Here is a 20,897-nt window from a genome sequence, read left to right on the forward strand (position 1 = left end):
GGGGCCGATGACACGACGAGGGGCGGATGCCGCGGCATCCGCCCCTCGTGGGTATCCGGGCGATCAGGCCTGGATGGAGCCCTGCAGGTCGAGCTCGATCGTGACGTCCTTGCCGACGAGCACGCCGCCGGTCTCGAGCGCGGCGTTCCAGGTGAGGCCGAACTCCTCGCGGTTGATGACGGTCTTCGCCGTCGCGCCGGCCTTGTAGTTGCCCCACGGGTCGGTGCCGAAGCCACCGAACTCGACCTCGAAGGTCACCGGCTTGGTGACGTCCTTGATGGTGAGGTCGCCGTCGACGAGGAAGTCGCCGCCCTGCTGACGCACACCGGTCGAGACGAACGTGATGTTCGGGTACTTCTCGACGTCGAAGAAGTCGGCGCTGCGGAGGTGGTTGTCACGCCCCTCGTCCTTGGTGTTGATCGAGGCGACGTCGACCTTGGCGTCGAGCGTCAGCTCGAGCGGGTTCTCGGGGGCGACGATGGTCGCCTCGGCGACGGCGAAGGTGCCGCGCACCTTCGAGATCATCATGTGGCGGACGCTGAAGCCCACCTCGCTGTGGGAGGCGTCGAGCACCCAGGTGCCAGCCTTGTAACCGGGGATGTCGGTGGTCGTGGTCATGATCGTCCTTCGTCGTAGGTGTCCGGGAGGGGTCCGGCGTACAGGGGCGGCAACGCGACCCTCGCACAGCCTATTCCCGCGAATGTAAATTTTCGGTGGCCGAACGGCGACGGGCGGATGCCGCGTCGCGCAGCATCCGCCCGTCGAGAGGTATTCGCCCGCTCAGCCGACCGCGAGCAGGTCGATGATGAAGATCAGGGTCTTGCCGCCGAGGAAGTGGCCGCCGGCGGGGCCGTACGCCAGGTGCGGCGGGATCACGAGCTCGCGGCGTCCGCCGACCTTCATGCCCGGGATGCCGTCCTGCCAGCCCTGGATGAGTCCGCGCAGCGGGAACTGGATGCTCTCACCGCGGTTCCACGACGAGTCGAACTCCTCGCCGGAGGTGTACTCGACGCCGACGTAGTGGACGGTGACGGTGTCGCCGGGCTTGGCCTCGGCGCCGTCGCCGACGATCAGGTCGCGAACGACGAGGTCATCGGGCGCGGGACCCTCGGGGGCGTCGATCTCGGGCTTGGTGCGGTCGTCAGTCATGATGTCCATCCAACCCGAGGGCGCGGGCCGGTGCAACGCGGGGCCCGTCCGAGCGCGCCTCTTGACGCGGCGCGGCGGCGGGAGGATCATGAGGGCAGGCCAACTCAGCGCCCGGGAGACATGCAGGCATCGCCGCAGCACCGGGCGCTGAGTCTTTCACCGGGCGGCGCGGTCCCGGTCCCGCGTCACGGGCGCAACAGCGTCTGGCGCAGGCGCGTGGCCCGGGCGAGATGCTCGCGCTCGTCGGCGAGGGCCCGATCGTCACGACCGGTCAGCGCCCGCTGCCGCGCCGCAGCCAGACGCGTGGCCTCGGCGATGAAGGCGCGCATCGTCTCGCTGCGGTCACCGGGGAGGGTCCGCGCCCAGGCCAGCGCGCGCCGCCGGCCTCCCCCGGTGGCGAGGAGGTCGACCTCGACGGGGGTGAACCATCCCGCTGCCGCGTAGTCGTGGAGGCGCTCCCGCGTGAGCCGCGCCTCCTCGCGTCGCAGCAGCAGGACACCGAGCACGAATCCGATGAACAGGGGCACCTGCAGCGTGACGTAGAGAGCGAAGAAGTCGGCGAAGGCGGCCGAACCGTTCCAGAGCGCGTGCAGCAGGATCGCGACGGCGAGACCGGTCGCCCACGGCCCGAAGACGGCGCTGCCGCGCGCGCCGCGGCGCACCGCGAGTCCGACCGCGAACCCCGTGGCGGCGGTGAACATGACGTGCGCGAAGGGCGAGAGGATGCCGCGCAGCACGAAGGTCACCGACACCTGCGCGATACCGCCGGTGATCAGGCTGTCGGCGAAGTAGAGGATGTTCTCGGTGAAGGCGAAGCCGGCACCGATCATCGCGCCGTAGACCACGCCGTCGACGGGGCCGTCGAAGTACCGGCGGCCGATGCGGAGCATGAGGAGGACGCCGAGCCCCTTCGCGATCTCCTCCACGATCGGCGCCTGCACGACACTCCCCATCGCCTGCGCGAGCGGGTCGCGCGCGGGACCGGCCACGATCGTCACCAGCAGGTCGACGCCCAGCGCGATGACCACCGAGGCGACGGCTCCCCACCCGAGGGCGAGCCACAGCAGCCGCGGCGGCTCGGGCTCCCACCGATCGACGATGCGGACGGCCCAGAGCACGCCGAGCAGCGGAAGCAGGGCCAGCACCGCACCCACGATCGCCGCGAACCACCCCAGGAAGGAGACCAGGTAGGCGACGAGTCCGAGCAGCAGCAGCACGAGGACGGCGCCCACCCAGAGGGCGGCCCATCCCCCGGGGCGTGCCCGCACCGGCACGACGGGCGGCGACGTCGGTGCGGCCGGGATGGGACCGGGATGACCGGGCTGCGGCTGCGACAGGGGCGACGGGAACGACACGCCCCCACCCTAGGGCGCGAGCGGGCTCCGCCCGATGATGAGCAGCCCGCGCCGCGACCGAGTCGCGAGCCGGGTAGCCTGACAGTATGCGCTTTGCCCACGTGATGACCGCGGGGGCCGACGATCCCCGCCTCGTGCTCGTCGACGACGACCGGGCCACCTTCGTCGGCGACCTGTTCGCCGGCGCACCCGAGCGTCTGCAGCAGCTCATCGAGCTCGGTGACGACGGGCTCGCCCGCGTCGCCGATGCCTCGACGGGCGACGACGTCGCGTGGCACGGCATCGAGGGTTCGGCGTTCGCGTCGGCCGTCCTGGCCCCGCCGATCGTCCTCGCCGTCGGCCTGAACTACGCGGCGCACTCGAGCGAGCTGGGCCTGAAGGCCGACACCGCACCCACCGTCTTCACCCTGTGGCCGAACTCGCTCACCGCTCACGAGGCCATCACGTCGTGGCCGCGGAGCCTCAGCGAGTCCGTCGACTACGAGGCCGAGCTCGGCGTCATCATCGGAACGGCGGCGAAGGATGTGACCGCCGACGCCGCCCTCGACCATGTCTGGGGCTACACCGTGGTCAACGACATCACCGCGCGCGACATCCAGTTCTCCGAGGCGCAGTGGTCGCGCTGCAAGTCGTTCGACGGGTTCACCCCGACGGGGCCGTACGTGGTGACCGCCGATGAGATCGCCGACCCGCAGGACCTGCACATCTGGGCGGTCGTCGACGGACAGACGGTGCAGGACGCCTCGACGGGGCAGATGATCCGATCGGTGGCCACGCTCGTCGCGCACCTCTCGACCGCGGCGACGCTGCTGCCCGGCACGCTCATCTCGACCGGCAGCCCGGGCGGAGCGGGCTACTCGCGCGACCCGCAGATCTTCCTGCGCGACCGCTCCGTCGTGACCGTCGGGATCGACGGGATCGGCGAGCTGCGGACGCACTGCCGCATCACGGACTGACCGCGCACCCGCAGCTCCCGCCGACCCGGAGTCCCACCTCGACGCGCACGCTTCGGCGCGCTGACCCGTCGCCCGGATCGTTCAGCAGCAGGTGGGCGGCGATGCGCCCCATGAGTTCCATCGGCTGACGCACGGTGGTGAGCGGGGGCGACGACATCCCCGCCGCCTGGATGCCGTCGAAGCCCGCGAGCCGGACGTCGTGCGGCACCTGCACGCCGCGGGCGTGCAGCACGTCGAGCGCAGCGAGCGCGATCTGATCGGTCGCGCACAGGACCGCGTCAGGCAGCGTGCCCGCGTGCGCCCGTGAGCTGAGCCCCGGGAAAACCGGCGCGCGCTCGAGCTCGACGGTGTCGATGATCTCCGCGCTCGCGCCGGGATGGGCCGCGACGGCCTCGAAGAAGGCAGCGCGGCGCTCGTCGGTGTCGAAGCCCGCGGGCGCGTCGATCCACCCGAAGGTGGAGACGCCGTGGACCTCGACGAAATGCTCGACGAGCATCCGCTCCCCGCCCGCGTTGTCGGCGAGGACGTGGTGCGCGTCGCCGAGCGGCGAGCTGAGCACGGCGACCGGAAGCGTCGACGACACCGAGCCGAGGGATGCCGTCACCGTCGGACCCGGGAGGATCGCGAGGCCGTCGACCTGGCCCGCCGTGTCGGCGATCTCGGATGCTCCCAGGCCCCCGGTGCTGAGCAGCACCGCGGTGCCGGCCCGTTTGCACTCGAGCACGAAGCCGCGCTGGATCTCGTCGACGTAGAGCGGGAAGGTGCGCGGAGCACTCCGGCGGACGTCCTCGTCGGCGTCCCAGGCGATCAGGTCGACGTCGAGGTCGAGCTCGGCGAGATCGGTGAGCCCGGGTGGCGGCGTCGGCCCGGCGGACGGCGCGCCCGCGGACAGCCCCGTCTCGACGGGCGGCGCCGATTCGACCAGCAGGTCGAACAGGTGCAGCCCGAGCACACCGGTGCGGCCGCGTGCGAGGTTCCGGGCCGATCCGCTCGGGACGTATCCGAGCTCGCGCGCGACACGCAGCACCGTGTCACGCGTCTCGGTGCGCACCTTGTCGGGGCGCCGGAACGCGAAGGAGACCGTCGCGATCGACACCCCGGCCCGTTCCGCGACGTCGTACACCGTGGGCCGTCCGACCACCATGACTACCTCGATTCCCCGGGGAGTCTACCGACGCGCCTCACGCCGGCACGATCGACAGCCCGGTCCCCCGCGGGAAGATCGGCTCGTCCGTGTCGCCCGGGACGTCGGTCCGGGAGCGGCGCACGGCCTCCATCGATCGCGGGATCTCGACCGGCAGCGTTCCCCGCGGCGGCACGGCGCCGGTGAGAGCGGCGAGCACCGCGGCATCCGAGCTGCCGTAGTCGGCGACGATCGCCGAGGCGATGGGGACGAAGGGGGTGAGCACGGCGGGCCTGTCGAGACCGACGACCAGCACCAGCGGGGCGTGGGCGGCGACACGGCCCAACCGCGACACGAGCCCGGGCCCGAAGTCGAGAGAGCCCTGGTGGAACCACTTCTCGAGGAACAGGTCGTCGCGGGGCTCGAAGGGCGCTCCGACACGGACGATCGCGACGTCGGCATCCTCGGGCCGCTCGACGCGGTCGCCGTGCGCGGCGAGTGCGCTGTCGCCGACGTTCTCGGCGTAGATCCTCGGCCGGGGCTCCGAGCGGATGGGCAGCACGTCGTCGCGATTCTGCAGGACGGTCAGCGACTCCGCCTGCGCACGGGTCCCGAGCTCGCGGAAATCGGCGTTGCCGACGATGCGCTCGGCCGCGTCCTCGTCGACGTACGGGTCGTCGAAGAGGCCCAGCCGGAACTTCACGAGCAGGATGCGGCGGGCGGACACGTCGATGCGCTCGAGGGGCACGGTGCCGGACTCGACGAGGTCGACCAGCAGCTCCGTGCACTCCTCGCCGCCGAACTGGTCGACACCGGCATCCAGCAGCCGCAGCATCCGCTCGGTGGGGTCGAGGTCCTCGACGCCCCACGCCCGCGCCGGCAGCACCTGATCGCCGACGTGATTGTCGTTGACGAGCTCCCAGTCCGTGACGACGACGCCGTCGTAGCCGAGCTCGTCGCGCAGGAGGTCCGTCACGATCTGACGGTTGTAGGCGAACCCCACCTCGGCGATCGGCACCCCGTTCCGCTCGAGTCCGACAGGCATGCCGTAGTACGGCATCATGCCGGCCGTGCCGCGCCGGATCGCCTCGCGGAAGGGCTCGAGGTGGTAGTCGAACATGCCGCCCGGGTACACCTGCTCGCGGCCGTACGGGAAGTGCGCGTCCTCGCCGTCGAGCTGAGGCCCGCCGCCCGGGAAGTGCTTCGTCGTGCAGGCGACGCTCTCGGTACCGAGCTCGTCGCCCTGGAAGCCCCGGAGGTAGGCGGCGGTGATCTGCGAGACCCGTTCGGCATCGAAGCCGAAGGTCTGCGCCTGCCGCCCCCATCGCGCCTCCGTGGGCAGGTCGATCTGCGGATGCAGCGCGGCTCGGATGCCGACCGCGCAGTACTCGCGTCGGGCGACGTCGGCGAACTGCTCGATGACCTCGAGGTCGTCGAGAGCGGCGAGACCCAGCGGCTCGGGCCACTGCGAGAACGGTCCCGCCGAGAAGGCGACCCCGGTGTTCTCGACGAAGGCGTGCCGCGGATCCGTGCTGATCGTGACCGGGATGCCGTGCGGCGTGCGCTCGGCGAGACGCTGGAGGTTGTTGTTCCAGCGCGCGCCCTCGCGGGCGGTCCGGATGGCGTGCACGTTGAAGTGCGTCATGTTCTTGCCGACCACGACATCGGTCGTGGGCGACTTCGAGATGGCCCCCGGCGTCTCGAGGAGCTCGCCGTCGGGGCCGATCTCGATGACGGTCTGGAACATGAGGCCGATCTTCTCGGCCGGCGACATCCGGCCGAGAAGATCGTCGGTGCGTTCCTCGGGGGTCAGGCGCGGGTCCTCGTACGGGTCGAGGATGCCGTTGCCGTTGAGGTCGCGGAAGCGGGTTCCGTCGGGGGCGGTGTGGAATTCGGGTCGCATGAGGGACTTTCGATCGTGGGGGGACGGATGCGGCGACGCGGGGGTCCGCGCGAGGGTCACTTCAGGCCGGTGGTGGCAACGCCCCGGATGAACCAGCGCTGCAGGAACACGAACAGCACGATGATGGGCGCGATGACGAGCACCGAGCCGGCCAGGAGCAGTCCGTAGTTGGTCGCGTTCTGCCCCGTGGAGTAGAGCGACAGCGCCACGGGGAGCGTGTACATCTCCTCGGTCTGGGCGGCCACCAGGGGCCACAGGAAGTTGTTCCATGAGGCGAGGAACGTCAGGATGCCGAGGGTCGCGAGCGGCGGCCCGCACAGCGGCATCACGATGCGCGAGAAGATGCGCCACTCCCCCGCCCCGTCGAGGCGCGCCGCCTCCAGCAGCGCGTCGGGAATGCCCATGATGAACTGCCGCATGAGGAACACGCCGATGGGGGCGGTGATGAAGGGCAGGATGAGCGCGGGATAGGTGTTGACGAGCCCGAGCGAGGAGACCATCACGAACAGGGGCACGAAGGTGACGACTCCCGGCACCATGAGCGTCACCATGACGAGGACGAAGAGCGCCTTCTTGCCGGGGAACTCCATCTTCGCCAGGGCATAGCCCACCATCGAGCAGAACACGATGTTGCCGAGGACGGTGACGACCGCGACGATGAGGCTGTTGGCGAAGAAGTGGCCGAAGTCCAAAGGCCCGAACCACTGCGCGAAGTTCTCGCCCGTCGGGTTCTCCGGGAACCACGTGGGCGGACGGCGCAGGATCTCGCCCTGCGTCTTGACCGATCCCAGCACCATCCACAGGAACGGGATGAGCCAGAGGGCGAGTCCGACCGTCAGGACGGTGTAGGTGATCGCGCGCGGGCCGAACCGACGGCGACGGCGCCGGGGAGCGGGCGGTGGCGTGACGGTGTCCACCACGGGAGCGGGGATGGTTGTCATCGGGTCAGTCCTTCGAACGGAGCAGCCGGAACTGCAGCAGGCTCAGCAGCGCGATGGCCAGGAACAGGACGTAGCTGGCGGCTGACGCCAGGCCGTATTCGCCGAAGCCGAACTGCTGGAAGGTGTAGTACGCGACCGACAGGGTGGAGTCGAGCGGCCCACCCTTGGTCATGACGAACGCCTCCTCGAAGAACTGCAGGTAGCCGACGGAGATGAGCACCGCGCCGAGGAGGATCGTCGGCCGCAGCAGCGGAAGGGTGACCGAGGTCAGACGCCGCCAGGCTGATGCGCCGTCCATCGTCGCGGCCTCGTTGACGTCCTGAGGCACGGCCTGCAGGCCCGCGAGGAAGATGACCATGAGCGTGCCGACGTTGCGCCACACCGCCATCATGATCAGCGACGGCAGAGCGAAAGCGGGATCGTTCAGCCAGTTGGGACCGTCGATGCCGACGAGGGCGAGGGCCGAGTTGAGAAGGCCGTCGGGCTGGAGGATGTACCGCCAGACGACCGCGACCGCCACGATGCTCGTGACCACCGGTGCGTAGAAGCCGACCCGGAAGAACGCGACGATGCGCCCGCCGCCGCTGTTGAGTGCGAGGGCGAGGGCGAGGGCCAGCACCATCGTGACCGGGATGCCCACCACGACGAAGATCGCGGTGACCCCGAGGGAGGTGAGGAAGCGCGGGTCGCCGAAGAGCGTCGCGAACTGGTCGAACCAGACGAAGTTCACCGCGAAGGGCGAAGTGATGTCACGCGCCGTGAAGTCCGTGAACGACATCGCGAACGAGCCGACGATCGGGAACAGCATGAAGACGGCGAAGACCGCGACGAAGGGCAGGCAGAACGCCCAGGCGATGAGGGCCTGGCGCTTGCGCTGCCTCGCGTGCAGCCCGCCGGGGCGGGAGGCCCCGCGGCCGGAGTCGACTCCGGCCGCGGGGAGGGTGGTGGTGGACATCGAGGTCACTCGAGTCCGATCGCGTCGGCGTCGGCCTGCAGCTTCTGCAGCACCGCGGGAACGTCGGCGCCGCCGCGGCGCAGCTGCTCGAGGGCCTGGTCGCCCTTCGCGGCGACCTGCACCCAGCTGGTCGTCACGGGCGGAGCCTTGGCGGTCTGGAGCTGTTCGCCGAAGGTCGTCAGGCTCGCGTCGTCTGCCAGCGCAGGAGCGTCCCACGCCGCCTGGAGAGCGGGCAGGTCACCCGTCGTCTCGTAGAAGGCCGCCTGGGTCTCCGGCTCGCTGAGCCAGCGGACGAGCTTCCACGCCGATTCGGCGTTCTTGCTCTGGTTGAACACGACGAGGTTGGCGCCGCCGCTGAACGAGACCGACCCGCTGTCGGCGGGCAGGACCGCTGTGGCGTACTTCGAGGCGAAGTCGGGGCCGCCCAGCAGCTCGAGCTGACCACGCAGGAACGGGCCCTCGACGACCATCGGGGTGGTCCCGGCCACGAACTCGGCCTCCGTGGCTCCGGCCGAGATGTCGGCGTTCGCGTCGGCGAGGCCCGTGTCGAAGAAGCTCTTGTAGTACTCCAGCCCCGTGGTCATCTCGGGGGTGTCGAGCGTCCAGGCGTCACCGTCGGTGAGCTCGGCACCGGCAGACCACGGCATCCACATCGCGCCCTGGAACGAGTCGTTGCCGCCCGGCATCCGGATGCCGTACTCGGCGCCGGCCTTGTCCTTCATGTCGGCGGCGAGCTGCTGCAGTTCGTCCCACGTGGCGGGAGCCTGCGTCCAGCCCGCCTGCTGCGCGAGATCGGTCCGGTAGTAGAGCACCCGCGTGTCGACGTACCAGGGCACGCCGGCGGCACGGTCGTCGAACTCCGTCGTGCTGAGGGCACCGGGGAAGAAGCCGTCGGTCGCGATCTCGGCCGGGACGGTGGCGAACGCGTCGCCGAAGTCGGCCATCCACGTCGAGCCGACCATGGCGACATCGGGGGTGTTCCCGCCGGCGATCGCCGTCTGGAACTTGTTGTGCGCCGCGTCCCACGGAATGGCGGTGACGTCGATCTTCACGTCCGGGTTCGCTTCCTGGAACTTCTCGACGAACGCGGGCAGCGCTTCGCCCTCGGCGCCCATCGCCCACACGCTGATCGTGCCCGTCGCCGGGCTGTCGTCGATCGTGGTGACCTCAGCAGGTCCGGCAGCCGACTCGTCCGCCCGGCCGCAGCCGGTCAGGATGAGCGACACCGCGGCCAGGGTGGCGATGCCACCTGCCACTGTCCTGAACTTCACGTCTTCCTCCTTGAATCGCGGGACCGCCGCGGCGATCAAAGCGCTTAACCTTTGCGCCGTCGTCGAGTTTAAGCGCTTTGAGCGCCAAGACGCAATCGCGCCCGGGAGTCCTGAGCCGGGCATGAGGAAGCCCCCGCGGATCGGATCCGCGGGGGCTTGCGGTGTTGGCGTCGGCTCAGTACCGCGCGGAAGAGCAGGGCTGGGTCTGACCCCAGACCGTCACGGTGTCGGCCCCTTCCACGACGCAGGTCTGGTAGATCTCGTTCGCCATGTTGCCGAAGACGGTGAACAGCACGATCGCCACGACGACGCCGATGACCATGAGCACGGAGCTGATGATGATCGCGGCGAGCGCGAACCCGTTCTTGTGCCCCGCCTTCTTGCTCTGGACGAGCGCGACGATGCCGAGGACGAGGGCGACGAGCTGCGCGAAGAACGACAGGACGAAGGCGACGATACCGAGGGTCTTGCCCGGGATCGGTGCGTTGGGGTTGCCGTACGAGGCGTCGGAGGATGACGTCGGGTACGCCGGTGGCTGGTAGGCCGGAGGCTGCGGCGCGGACGGGTTGTTCGGGTCGGTCATGGGATCCCCCGGTCGGTCGGTAAGAGGTGGACTTCTCGACGTTAGCGAGAGCCGACCCCCCGGCACAAAGGGGTGGTCAGCCCGACACGCTCTCCTCAGCGTCGGCGAGGACGATCGGGATGGCCGCCGTCACGGCCTGCAGCCCCGACAGCCGCGCGGGCGAGAGCTGCTTGTCGACCTCCTCGCGCGACATCAACCCCGCCTCGACGACGAGGTCGCCCACGTTGCGGTGGGTCAGCAGTGCCGTCTTGGCGAGGGCCGCCGCCGCCGCGTAGCCGATGAAGGGGGTGAGCGCCGTGACCACGCCGACCGACGAACCGACCATCGCGCCCAGCCGCTCGCGGTTGGCGGTGATGCCGTCGACGCAGTTGACGCGCAGTGTGCGCATGGCCCGCCGCATCCACGTGATCGACTGGAAGATCGAGTGGGCGATGATCGGTTCGAATGCGTTGAGCTGCAGCTGTCCACCCTCGACCGCCATCGTCACCGTCAGGTCGGCGCCGGCGACGGCGAACGCGACCTGGTTGACCACTTCCGGGATCACCGGGTTCACCTTGCCGGGCATGATGCTCGACCCCGCCTGGCGCGCCGGGAGATTGATCTCGCCCAGGCCCGCCTGGGGGCCGCTCGAGAGCAGGCGCAGGTCGTTGCTGATCTTCGAGAGCTTGATGGCGTTGCGCTTGAGCGACGAGGAGAACGACATGAACGCGCCGGTGTCGCTCGTCGATTCGACGAGGTCGACGGCGCTGGAGAGGTCGAGGCCGGTGATCTCGCGCAGGTGGCGGACGACCGCGGGACGGTATTCCGGATGCGTCGTGATGCCCGTGCCGATGGCGGTCGCACCCATGTTGATCTCGTAGAGGAGCGACGCGTTCTCGCCGAGGCGGGAGTGGTCCTCACCCAGGGTCGTCGCGAAGCCGTGGAACTCCTGTCCGAGCGTCATCGGAACGGCATCCTGGAGCTGCGTGCGCCCGACCTTGAGCACGTCGTGGAACTCGACGGCCTTCGCCAGGAACGATTCGCGCAGCAGCGCCAGCTCGTCGAGCAGCCCCTGCAGGTCGAGGGCGAGACCGACCTTGATCGCCGTCGGGTAGACGTCGTTGGTGGACTGGCTGCGGTTCGTGTGGTCGATCGGCGAGAGGAAGCCGTAATCGCCCTTGGGGCGGCCCGCCAGCTCGAGGGCGATATTGGTGATGACCTCGTTGGCGTTCATGTTCGTCGAGGTGCCGGCACCGCCCTGGACGACGCCGACCACGAACTGGTCGTGGTACTCGCCGTCGATGACGAGCTGCGCGGCCCGGTCGATCAAGTCGGCGCGCTCGGCGTCGAGCACGCCGATCTCCCGGTTCGCACGCGCCGAGGCCTGCTTGACCATCGCGAGGGCCCGGACCAGGTCGCGATAGACGGAGATCGGCCGCTGCGAGATCGGGAAGTTCTCGAGTGCGCGAGCGGTGTGCACGCCCCAGTAGGCGTCGGCGGGGATTTCGAGCGAACCGAGCGAATCGGTCTCGGTGCGGGTGGCGGGAGTGGACGACATCATGCACGGGTCCTTGTGGGTCTCACGGCGATGGGAGGGACGATCCCAGCCTAGTCAGCGCTTGCGGGAAAACGCCTCGAGACGCTCCTGCGGCGACAGCCGCGCCATCTCGGCGACCCACTCGGCGGAGAAGTATTCGCCCGTCGGAGCGTCGACGACGGGCACGACGGTGTGGGTGATCACGTCGTCGTAGACGTGCACCAGCTGGAACGCCTGGCCGGCATCCATTCCGTTGACCGCCTGCGGCGGGCGCTGGAGGTTCATCGTGTAGCAGGTGGCCGACGCGACCGAGACCGGAACGCCCGCGAATGTCCCGGAGGTGGAGTAGTGAAGGTGACCGGCGAGGATGCCGCGCACGTCGGTCCCCGCGATGGTCTCCGCCAGCGCCTCCTGATGACGCAGCTCGAGGATGTCGAAGAACGGCACGTGGCTCGGCAGCGGCGGATGGTGCATCGCGAGGATCGTGCCGTGGGGCGCGGGCTCGGACAGGATCCCGCGCAGCCAGTCGCGCTGATCCGCATCGATGTCACCGTGGTGCCAGCCCGGGACCGTGGAGTCGAGGGCGACGAGCCGCAGTCCCGACAGGTCCCAGGCCCCGGTCAGCGGTTCCCGGGTCGACGGTCCGCCGAACAGGCCCACGCGCATCGCGTCGCGTTCGTCGTGATTGCCGGCCACCCACACGATCGGCGCCGCCAGCCGCTCCGCCACGGGTTCGACCGCCTCGCGGAGGCGGCGATACGCGTCAGGCTCGCCGAGGTCGGTGAGGTCACCGGTGAAGACCAGCGCGTCGGGTCGGACGCCGGTGCGCTCGACGGCCGCGAGGGTGGCGTCGAGGTTCGCCTCGACGTCGTAGCGCCCGCCGAGCGCAGCGCCACCCGCCAGCAGGTGCGTGTCGCTGATATGGACGAGGACGTGACCAGCGGGCTCATGACGACCGAAACGCACGGATGCCGCAGGGTCGCGAGGCTGTGTGGAACCGTCCGACGGCGCTGCTGAAGTCATGGCCACAGCCTATGCCGGGGGTCCTACCGCCCCGCCACGATGAGGACGATGCCCCCGAGGACGGCGAGCCCGCAGAGGGCGAAGGCGCCGTAGGCGGCCACGAGCGCGACCCTCTTCTGGGCCGCCGTCAGCGGGTTCTTCTTCGCCGCCTTGGCCGCGGCCTTCGCGTGGCGGCGCGCCTGCTTCTCGCTGATGACCGCGATCGCGTCGGTGAACTCCGCGGGAGTCACGACCGGCACGCGGCCCGCACGAACCAGCATCCGCAAGCCGAACGCGTAGAAGCCGACGACGAGCACGGCGCCGGTGATGGCCGCCGCGAACACCTGGACGAAGGCGAACCAGTCGATCGAGACGTTCATCGCTCGCCCTCCGTCTGCTCCGAGCCCGACTTCCTCGCCGCGGCCGCCGCCTTCGCGCGCCGCTGCCGCCGCGTGGGCGGCGGATCGGCCGGCACCTCGACGGCGAGACCGGAATCGGCGACCTCGCTCATCGCGTTGCCCGCGTGCACCTCGTTGCGACGCGAGCGGAGGAACAGCGCGAGGACGATCGCGACGGCGGCGATCGCATCGATGACGATGCCCACCGGCCCGAACCACACCACGAGCAGAGCGGCGACGGCGCCCACGGCCCCCGAGGCGGGAAGGGTCAGCAGCCAGCCGACCGCGATGCGGCCCACCGTGGCCCAGCGGACCGTCGAGCCGCGGCGTCCGAGTCCGGAGCCGATCACCGAGCCCGACGCGACCTGCGTCGTCGACAGCGCGAAGCCGAGGGCGCTCGAGGCGAGGATCGTCGACGCGGTCGACGCCTCGGCCGAGAACCCCTGGGCGGGCTTGACGTCGGTGAGCCCCTTGCCGAGAGTGCGGATGATGCGCCATCCCCCCATGTAGGTGCCGAGCGCGATCGTGACGGCGCACGCCACGATGACCCACAGCTGGGGCTCGGCGTGCTCGGCGCTCTGCCAGCCGGCCGCGATGAGGGCGAGGGTGATGACGCCCATGGTCTTCTGCGCGTCATTGGTGCCGTGCGCGAGCGCGACGAGAGAGGAGGTGAAAATCTGCCCCCAGCGGAAGCCGTCGCGACCATCGGGCTTGCCGTCGTGGCGACGGGTCACGGCGTAGGCGACCTTCGTCACGGTGAACGCGATGACACCGGCCGTCACGGGCGCGATCAGCGCGGGCAGGATGATCTTGCTCAGCACGACGCCGAAGTCGATCGCCATCGCCCCGACACCCACGAGGGTCGCGCCGATGAGGCCGCCGAAGAGGGCGTGGGACGAACTCGACGGGAGTCCCAGCAGCCACGTCAGCATGTTCCACGTGATCGCGCCGATCAGCCCCGCGAAGATCAGCGGCAGCAGCGCGGTGGCGGCGAGCTGATCCTCGTGGATGATCCCGTGCGAGACGGTCTTGGCGACCTCCGTCGACAAGAATGCTCCGACGAGATTGAGGCCGGCGGCCAGGAGGACGGCGACCTTGGGCTTGAGCGCCCCCGTCGCGATCGGCGTCGCCATCGCGTTGGCGGTGTCGTGGAAGCCGTTGGTGAAGTCGAAGAAGAGTGCCAGTCCGATGACCAGCAGAAGAATGAGTACAGCGGTTTCCACTGTGCGCTCTCTGTGCGTGCGGGCCCGCGAACACGGGTCCTCGAGTACGGATCGGGATGCCGCGGCAGCGGCGGGCGCGAACGAAGAGTTCACCGTCTGTTCAGGGTCCGGCAACCGGACCATCGAATCCTGCCACACCATCGCCGTCACCGTGAATCCGAGCGGCCGGATCGGGCGGTCACGGCGCTAGCGTGGAACGGTGACCGACACCCGCGACATCCTCAGCCCCTCTTCCTCCGACGCTCCCGCGGCCCCTGTCGCGGCCGTGCGCGAGCACCGCCGCACCCACCACGGCGACGAGTTCGTCGACCGGTACGAGTGGCTGCGCGAGAAGGACGACGCCGAGGTGATCGCGCACCTCGAGGCGGAGAACGCGTACACCGACGCCCGCACGGCGCACCTGAGCGGGCTGCGCGAGCGGATCTTCGAGGAGATCAAGGGCCGCACGCTCGAGACCGACCTCTCTGTTCCGAGCCGCCGCGGCGACTGGTGGTATTACAGCCGCACCGTCGAAGGCAGCCAGTACGGCATCCACTGCCGCGCTCCCCTCGCGTCGCCCGACGACTGGACGCCTCCGCAGCTCGAGCCCGGCGTCGATGTCGCCGGCGAGCAGGTGCTTCTCGACGGCAACGTCGAGGCCGAAGGCGCGGAGTTCTTCTCGCTCGGGAGCTTCGAGGTCTCCGCCGACGGTTCCCTGCTGCTCTACGGCGTCGACACCGAGGGCGACGAGCGATACACGCTGCGCCTTCGCGACATCGCCACCGGCGAGAACCTGCCCGACGAGATCACCGGGACCTTCGCGGGAGCCTCGCTGTCACCGGACGGCCGATTCGTCGTCTACTCCACGGTGGATGACGCGTGGCGACCGGACTCGGTCTGGCTGCACGAGATCGGCACCGACACGGCATCCGACGGGCGTCTGTTCCACGAGCCCGACGAGCGCTACTGGGTGGGTGCGGGCTTCACGCGCAGCGACCGCTACCTCGTGATCGAGGTCGGCTCGTCGATCACGAGCGAGGAGTTCCTCGTGCCGGCGGACGACCTGCGGGCCGAACCCCGGTCGGTGTGGCCGCGGCGCGAGGGCGTGGAGTACTCCGTCTCGCACGCGGTCGTGGCCGGCGAGGACGTGCTCTACGTTCTGCACAACGAGGACGCGCTCGACTTCGAGCTCGTCCGGGTCTCGGCCGCCGACCCGACGGGTGCGCGCGAGGTCGTGCTCCCCCACGAGCCGGGACGCCGCCTCGAAGGGCTCTCGACCTTCCGCGACTGGGCGCTGCTCGGCTACCGGCGCGACGGACTGCAGCGTCTGGGCATCTTCGACTACGGCTCGGGCTCGGTCACCGAGCTCGAGTTCGACGAGCCGCTCTACACCGTGGGCTCCGGCGGCAACCCCGAGTGGGCGCCGCCCGTGCTGCGTCTGGGCTACGGCTCGTTCGTCACCCCCGGCACCGTCTACGACTACGTCGTCGCCACCGGCGAGCTGCTGCTGCGCAAGCGCCAGCCGGTGCTGGGCGGATACGACCCCGCGGACTACGAGCAGCGACGGGTGTGGGCGACGGCCGACGACGGGACACTCATCCCGGTCTCGGTCGTGTGGAAGCGGTCGTTCGGCGACCCCGCCGAGAGCGAGGGCGAACAGCCGCGCGCGCTGCACCTGTACGGCTACGGATCGTACGAGCACTCGATCGACCCGGCGATGTCGGTGGCGCGCCTGTCGCTCCTCGACCGCGGCGTCGTGTTCGCCGTCGCCCACGTGCGAGGCGGCGGCGAGATGGGGCGCCAGTGGTACGAGGACGGCAAGCTGCTGCACAAGCGCAACACGTTCACCGACTTCGTCGCCGTCGCCCGCCACCTCGTCGAGACCGGCTACACCACACCCGATCGGATGACCGCCGAGGGCGGGTCGGCCGGCGGGCTCCTCATGGGCGCCGTCGCGAACCTCGCCCCCGAGCTGTTCTCGGGCGTCCTCGCCGCGGTGCCGTTCGTCGACGCGCTCACGACGATCCTCGACCCGTCGCTGCCCCTGACCGTCATCGAGTGGGACGAATGGGGCGACCCGCTGCACGACCCCGACGTGTATGCCTACATGAAGTCGTACTCGCCGTACGAGAACGTCCGCGCGGACGCCACCTACCCCCGCATCCTCGCGGTCACCTCACTCAATGACACTCGTGTGATGTACGTCGAGCCCGCGAAGTGGGTCGCCCGGCTGCGGGAGGTCGGGGCCGACGCGTTGCTGAAGTGCGAGATGGTGGCCGGCCACGGTGGGGTGAGCGGCCGGTACAACTCGTGGCGCGAGCGCGCGTTCGAGCTCGCGTGGCTGCTCGACGTCGTCGGCCTGGCCGACCAGCCGGCCTGCGACCACCCGAGGGGCGCTGTCAGAGCTGGCGGCGCCCCTCGAACGCACGGCCGAGGGTGACCTCGTCGGCGTACTCGAGGTCGCCTCCGACGGGGAGGCCCGATGCCAGCCGCGTCACGCGGATCTCGAGAGCGGTCAGCAGGCGACTGAGGTAGGTCGCGGTGGCCTCTCCCTCGAGGTTCGGGTTGGTCGCGAGGATGACCTCCTGCACGGTGCCGTCGGCCAGACGCTGCATGAGCTGCGCGATGCGGAGGTCGTCGGGGCCGATGCCGCCGATGGGACTGATCGCGCCGCCGAGCACGTGGTACAGGCCTCGGAACTCGCGGGTGCGCTCGATCGCCGCGACGTCCTTGGCGTCTTCGACGACGCAGATGAACGTGCCGTCACGCCGCGGGTCTCGGCAGATCGCGCAGCGGTCGTGCTCGGACACGTTGCCGCAGACCTCGCAGAAGCGCACGCGCTCGCGCAGCTCGCCGAGCAGGTGCGAGAGCTTGGAGACGTCGAAGGTGGGAGTCTGCAGGATGTGGAACGCGATGCGCTGCGCCGACTTCGGTCCGATGCCGGGCAGGCGACCGAACTCGTCGATGAGGTCCTGGACGATGCCGTCGTACATGGCTTAGCCGAATCTCGTGGGTGAGGTGAAGGGTTCTTCGCGGACGAAGGTGGCCCCGAGCATCTGGCGGACGACCGCTTCGCCGTAGCGCTCGATACCGCCCCGCGCGGGCACGGCGTTCGAGCGGCCGCTCGACGGCGCGGGGGCGGCGACTGCGGGCCCCGGCGATGTCTGTGCGGGGCCTGTCGTCGCCGGAGCGGGGGTCGTGGACCGTTCGACGGCGACCGGCGCCCGCGGGGGGCAGCGGCGCATATTCGTCGACGGGAGGCGGCGGGTAGTCGCGGTCCTCCTCGTCGATGGGTGGCAGGGGCTCGGGGTACGGGTCGACGTCACCGTCGTGGGGAGCCGTGAGCGTGCGCACGGGGGCGGCGACGGCATCCTCCGGCTCGTCGTCCACAGCGAACTGCGGTGCCGGGTCGCCCTGCGGGATCGGCGCGACGGCCCACTCGGTGACGGGGCCGGCGGAGGACGCGGAGCCGGAAGGTGACGCGGATGCGGCCGGACGGGCGCCCGCCGACGCCGAGGGAGCGCCCGCGGCGCGTTGACCGCCGGGGGCCGGCTGCGACGGCGGGGCCGCCGCGGGCTGCCGGTTATCCCCCGCGGGCTGCTGTCGCGGTGCGCCGCCCGACTGACCGCCCGGTTGCGGGGCCGGCGGGCCGCCCGGTGCCGGGCCGCCGCCGGGGTCGGAGTCGTGACGGGCGACGTACTTCACGCGGACGCCGAGGACGCCCAGGATCGCGCCCCGCAGGTCTTCGCTCGGTCCCTTGCCTGCGTTGAGCTTCTTGAACTGCAGGACGTCGGACTGGCTCTGGAACGACAGCGTCAGCACGCCCGTCTCGGAGAACGCGACAGGTGTGGCGACGGAGGCGATCATCCACGAGGTGCGGCTGATCGACTCGAGACGCTGCAGCACCTCGGGCCATGCGTCGCGCATCTGCGCGAGCGTGACGGTCGACGGATCGCGTGGTTCGGCGGAGCTCGCGGCCGCGGGACGCTGCGTATCGGGCGCGGGGGCTCCCGACGCGGCGGCCGGCGCGGCGGGGGCGGCGGACGGCGCGGACGCGGCGCGCTCGGGCTGCGCAGGGGCCGAAACCTGAGCCGGAGCGGGCGTGACGATGCGCGGCGGGGCTGCGGGCGCGGCCGCGGGAGACGAGGCGTGCGACGCGGGAGCGGCGGCGACCGGGGCCTGGTCGGCTGCCGGAACACTGTGCTGCGCGGCGGCGAGGACGCGCGCCACGAGCAGCTCGAGCTGAAGCCGCGGCGACGTCGCTCCCGACATCTCGTCGAGGGCGGTGACCACGAGGTCGGCCGTGCGCGAGAGGCGGTCGGTGCCGAAGAGCGAGGCCTGCCGCCCCATCCGCTCGAGCTCTTCCGCGGACACGCCGCGCAGCACGGCGGACGCGCCCTGGCCGGTGGCCGAGACGATGATGAGGTCGCGCAGCCGCTCGAGCAGGTCGTCGACGAACCGGCGAGGGTCCTGCCCCGTCTGGATCACCCGGTCGACCGCCGCGAAGGCCGCGGCGGCGTCGACGGCTCCGAACGCTCCGACGACCTCGTCGAGCAGCTCCGCGTGGGTGTAGCCGAGGAGGGCGACCGCGCGCTCGTAGGCGACCGCGCCGTCGTCGGAGCCGGCGATCAGCTGGTCGAGCAACGAGAGCGTGTCGCGGGGCGACCCGCCCCCGGCTCGCACGACGAGCGGCAGCACGCCGGCCTCGACCTGCACGCCCTCCTGGGCGCACAGCTGCTCGACGTACTCGAGCATCGCGGCAGGCGCCACGAGCCGGAACGGGTAGTGGTGGGTGCGCGAGCGGATCGTGCCGATGACCTTCTCGGGCTCGGTCGTCGCGAAGATGAACTTCACGTGGGCCGGCGGTTCTTCGACGAGCTTGAGCAGGGCGTTGAAGCCCTGCGCCGTGACCATGTGCGCCTCATCGAGGATGAAGATCTTGAAGCGGTCGCGGGCCGGGGCGAAGACGGCGCGCTCACGAAGGTCGCGGGCGTCGTCGACACCGTTGTGGGAGGCCGCGTCGATCTCGACGACGTCGAGCGAGCCGCCCCCGCCTCGGCTCAGTTCGACGCAGCTGTCGCACGTGCCGCACGGCGTGTCGGTGGGGCCCTGAGCGCAGTTGAGGCAGCGGGCGAGGATGCGGGCCGAGGTCGTCTTGCCGCATCCGCGAGGACCCGAGAAGAGGTACGCGTGACCGACGCGGTCGGAGCGGAGCGCCGTCATCAGGGGTTCGGTCACCTGCGACTGGCCGATCATCTCGCCGAACGCTTCGGGACGGTAGCGGCGGTAGAGGGCGGTGGTCACCCAGACAGACTACGGCGTACCGCTGACACCGGCCCCGTCGGCCTCCCCACGTCGGGAACAGCGCGCGCCAGCGCGCGGTTGCACGGGGCATGGGAGCAGCGCGCGTCGATGTCGTCGTCATCGGCGCGGGGCAAGCGGGGCTCTCCGCCGCCTACCATCTGCGGCGGCGCGGGTTCGTCCCTCTCTCCCCCGGCGAGACCCCCTCCGACGCGTCGGTGCGATCCTTCGTCGTCCTCGACGCCGAGGACGCCCCTGGCGGCGCCTGGCAGCATCGCTGGGAATCGCTGCGCATGCAGACCGTCAACGGCATCCACGAGCTGCCCGGTTTCGCGGTGCCGCCGGCCGACCCGGCAGCTCCGGCCCGCACCGTGCTGCCCGCATACTTCGACGACTACGAGCGACGCTTCGGCCTCGGGGTGCATCGCCCCGTGGAGGTGCGGCGCGTCGAACGCGAGGACGCCGATCCGCGCGGCCGGCTGCGCGTGGTCACCGGCACCGGCTCGTGGTCGGCCCGCTGGGTCGTCAACGCCACGGGGACCTGGCGCCGCCCGTTCTGGCCGCACTACCCGGGAGCCGAGACCTTCGCGGGGCGTCAGCTCCACGTGCACGACTACGTCTCGGCCCACGAGTTCGCGGGCCAGCGGGTCGTCATCGTCGGCGCCGGCATCTCGGCCATCCAGCTGCTCGACGAGATCTCCCGCGTCGCCGACACCTTCTGGGTGACGCGCGACGAGCTGCGGTGGGATGCCGGCGGTTTCGACACCGCCGCGCGCATCGCGGCCATCGCCGGGGTCGAGGAGCGCGTGCGGCAGGGGCTCCCGCCCGGCAGCGTCATCTCGGTCACCGGCCTGCACTGGAACCGCTGGGCGGAGTCGGCTCAGCAGCGCGGCGTGCTCGTGCGGCATCCGATGTTCGAGCGGATCGAGCCGACCGGCGTGCGCATGCCGGACGGCCGGCTCGAGCCCGCCGATGCGATCCTGTGGGCGACCGGCTTCCGCGCCGACATCCCGCACCTGACCCCGCTGGGCCTGCGGACCGCTGCGGGCGGCATCCGGGTCGCGAACGGGCGCGCGATCGACGAACCGCGGCTGTTCCTCATCGGCTATGGGCCGTCGCAGTCGACGGTCGGCGCCAACCGCGCGGGCCGCGACGCCGTGCGGGCGATCATGTCCGAGCTCGCGGCGACCGCTGCGCCAGATCCCGAACCCGCCGCGGCGGCGGTTCCCTGAGCCGGCCGGC

The 20,897-nt window shown here is 70.8% G+C and carries 17 protein-coding genes and 1 pseudogene; 3 read left to right on the top strand and 15 right to left on the bottom strand.

All coding sequences use genetic code 11. From position 1 onward, the window contains the following. Positions 1-63: 63 nt before the first annotated feature. From C3481_RS04600 to C3481_RS04610, 3 genes are all read right to left on the bottom strand, one after another. The gene (locus tag C3481_RS04600; RefSeq protein WP_023951824.1) at positions 64-618 is read right to left on the bottom strand and encodes a YceI family protein; all 555 of its coding nucleotides are present in this window, start codon (positions 616-618) and stop codon (positions 64-66) included. A gap of 162 nt (positions 619-780) precedes the next feature. Next, positions 781-1,149, bottom strand: a complete 369-nt coding sequence (locus tag C3481_RS04605; protein WP_023951826.1) for an FKBP-type peptidyl-prolyl cis-trans isomerase — start codon at positions 1,147-1,149, stop codon at positions 781-783. Between the two features lie 185 nt (positions 1,150-1,334). Further along, complete coding sequence (locus tag C3481_RS04610; RefSeq protein ID WP_023951828.1) at positions 1,335-2,504, bottom strand: PrsW family intramembrane metalloprotease; 1,170 nt, start codon at positions 2,502-2,504, stop codon at positions 1,335-1,337. 86 nt (positions 2,505-2,590) lie between these two features. On the opposite strand from C3481_RS04610, the gene C3481_RS04615 reads away from it, so the two are divergent. Next, entirely contained in the window at positions 2,591-3,460 is an 870-nt protein-coding gene (locus tag C3481_RS04615) for a fumarylacetoacetate hydrolase family protein (RefSeq protein WP_103840964.1), read from the top strand. Here C3481_RS04615 and C3481_RS04620 read toward each other — a convergent pair. From C3481_RS04620 to C3481_RS04665, 10 genes are all read right to left on the bottom strand, one after another. Next, complete coding sequence (locus C3481_RS04620; protein WP_023951832.1) at positions 3,450-4,604, bottom strand: LacI family DNA-binding transcriptional regulator; 1,155 nt, start codon at positions 4,602-4,604, stop codon at positions 3,450-3,452. The genes C3481_RS04615 and C3481_RS04620 overlap by 11 nt on opposite strands. Before the next feature lie 37 nt (positions 4,605-4,641). Continuing rightward, positions 4,642-6,486 (bottom strand): glycoside hydrolase family 3 protein, encoded by a 1,845-nt coding sequence (locus C3481_RS04625; protein WP_103840966.1) that lies wholly within the window; start codon positions 6,484-6,486, stop codon positions 4,642-4,644. A 56-nt stretch (positions 6,487-6,542) separates the two neighbouring features. Further along, the gene (locus tag C3481_RS04630) at positions 6,543-7,427 is read right to left on the bottom strand and encodes a carbohydrate ABC transporter permease (RefSeq protein ID WP_023951834.1); all 885 of its coding nucleotides are present in this window, start codon (positions 7,425-7,427) and stop codon (positions 6,543-6,545) included. Positions 7,428-7,431: 4 nt separating this feature from the next. Further along, positions 7,432-8,382 carry a carbohydrate ABC transporter permease gene (locus tag C3481_RS04635; protein WP_036305017.1) on the bottom strand — a complete coding sequence of 317 codons (951 nt, stop codon included), beginning with the start codon at positions 8,380-8,382 and terminating at the stop codon, positions 7,432-7,434. A gap of 5 nt (positions 8,383-8,387) precedes the next feature. After that, positions 8,388-9,653: an extracellular solute-binding protein gene (locus tag C3481_RS04640; RefSeq protein ID WP_258039012.1), complete on the bottom strand. Its 1,266-nt coding sequence runs from the start codon at positions 9,651-9,653 to the stop codon at positions 8,388-8,390. Between the two features lie 175 nt (positions 9,654-9,828). Beyond that, positions 9,829-10,236 carry a DUF4190 domain-containing protein gene (locus C3481_RS04645; RefSeq protein WP_023951837.1) on the bottom strand — a complete coding sequence of 136 codons (408 nt, stop codon included), beginning with the start codon at positions 10,234-10,236 and terminating at the stop codon, positions 9,829-9,831. A 76-nt stretch (positions 10,237-10,312) separates the two neighbouring features. After that, complete coding sequence (locus tag C3481_RS04650) at positions 10,313-11,773, bottom strand: aspartate ammonia-lyase (protein WP_103842010.1); 1,461 nt, start codon at positions 11,771-11,773, stop codon at positions 10,313-10,315. 54 nt (positions 11,774-11,827) lie between these two features. Then, a complete protein-coding gene (locus tag C3481_RS04655; RefSeq protein ID WP_103840970.1) occupies positions 11,828-12,775 on the bottom strand; it encodes a phosphodiesterase in 948 nt (315 codons plus the stop codon). A 23-nt stretch (positions 12,776-12,798) separates the two neighbouring features. Then, on the bottom strand, positions 12,799-13,134 hold the full coding sequence (locus C3481_RS04660; RefSeq protein ID WP_023951841.1) for a hypothetical protein: 336 nt from the start codon (positions 13,132-13,134) through the stop codon (positions 12,799-12,801). Next, the gene (locus C3481_RS04665) at positions 13,131-14,375 is read right to left on the bottom strand and encodes an inorganic phosphate transporter (protein WP_064956942.1); all 1,245 of its coding nucleotides are present in this window, start codon (positions 14,373-14,375) and stop codon (positions 13,131-13,133) included. The genes C3481_RS04660 and C3481_RS04665 overlap by 4 nt, the downstream gene beginning before the upstream one ends. A 199-nt stretch (positions 14,376-14,574) precedes the next feature. On the opposite strand from C3481_RS04665, the gene C3481_RS04670 reads away from it, so the two are divergent. Then, on the top strand, positions 14,575-16,794 hold the full coding sequence (locus C3481_RS04670) for a S9 family peptidase (protein WP_374754837.1): 2,220 nt from the start codon (positions 14,575-14,577) through the stop codon (positions 16,792-16,794). Here the strand turns inward: C3481_RS04670 and recR are convergent. After that, on the bottom strand, positions 16,754-17,347 hold the full coding sequence (gene recR / locus C3481_RS04675; RefSeq protein ID WP_023951846.1) for a recombination mediator RecR: 594 nt from the start codon (positions 17,345-17,347) through the stop codon (positions 16,754-16,756). The two genes, C3481_RS04670 and recR, sit on opposite strands and share 41 nt — an antisense overlap. Positions 17,348-17,350: 3 nt before the next feature. Next, a pseudogene (locus tag C3481_RS04680) lies at positions 17,351-19,658 on the bottom strand (DNA polymerase III subunit gamma and tau). Positions 19,659-19,747: 89 nt separating this feature from the next. On the opposite strand from C3481_RS04680, the gene C3481_RS04685 reads away from it, so the two are divergent. Then, positions 19,748-20,887 (top strand): NAD(P)-binding domain-containing protein, encoded by a 1,140-nt coding sequence (locus C3481_RS04685; RefSeq protein WP_103840972.1) that lies wholly within the window; start codon positions 19,748-19,750, stop codon positions 20,885-20,887. Positions 20,888-20,897: the final 10 nt, after the last annotated feature.

Source organism: Microbacterium sp. Ru50 (assembly GCF_002920555.1).
In the GTDB taxonomy this organism is placed as follows: Bacteria; Actinomycetota; Actinomycetes; order Actinomycetales; family Microbacteriaceae; genus Microbacterium; species Microbacterium arborescens.

Bases quoted from the DNA above. Each gene is read 5' to 3' on its own strand.
- C3481_RS04600 (WP_023951824.1), bottom strand. From the start codon at position 618: ATGACCACGACCACCGACATCCCCGGTTACAAGGCTGGCACCTGGGTG.
- C3481_RS04605 (WP_023951826.1), bottom strand. From the start codon at position 1,149: ATGACTGACGACCGCACCAAGCCCGAGATCGACGCCCCCGAGGGTCCC.
- C3481_RS04615 (WP_103840964.1), top strand. From the start codon at position 2,591: ATGCGCTTTGCCCACGTGATGACCGCGGGGGCCGACGATCCCCGCCTC.
- C3481_RS04620 (WP_023951832.1), bottom strand. From the start codon at position 4,604: ATGGTGGTCGGACGGCCCACGGTGTACGACGTCGCGGAACGGGCCGGG.
- C3481_RS04625 (WP_103840966.1), bottom strand. From the start codon at position 6,486: ATGCGACCCGAATTCCACACCGCCCCCGACGGAACCCGCTTCCGCGAC.
- C3481_RS04630 (WP_023951834.1), bottom strand. From the start codon at position 7,427: ATGACAACCATCCCCGCTCCCGTGGTGGACACCGTCACGCCACCGCCC.
- C3481_RS04635 (WP_036305017.1), bottom strand. From the start codon at position 8,382: ATGTCCACCACCACCCTCCCCGCGGCCGGAGTCGACTCCGGCCGCGGG.
- C3481_RS04645 (WP_023951837.1), bottom strand. From the start codon at position 10,236: ATGACCGACCCGAACAACCCGTCCGCGCCGCAGCCTCCGGCCTACCAG.
- C3481_RS04650 (WP_103842010.1), bottom strand. From the start codon at position 11,773: ATGTCGTCCACTCCCGCCACCCGCACCGAGACCGATTCGCTCGGTTCG.
- C3481_RS04655 (WP_103840970.1), bottom strand. From the start codon at position 12,775: ATGACTTCAGCAGCGCCGTCGGACGGTTCCACACAGCCTCGCGACCCT.
- C3481_RS04660 (WP_023951841.1), bottom strand. From the start codon at position 13,134: ATGAACGTCTCGATCGACTGGTTCGCCTTCGTCCAGGTGTTCGCGGCG.
- recR (WP_023951846.1), bottom strand. From the start codon at position 17,347: ATGTACGACGGCATCGTCCAGGACCTCATCGACGAGTTCGGTCGCCTG.
- C3481_RS04685 (WP_103840972.1), top strand. From the start codon at position 19,748: ATGGGAGCAGCGCGCGTCGATGTCGTCGTCATCGGCGCGGGGCAAGCG.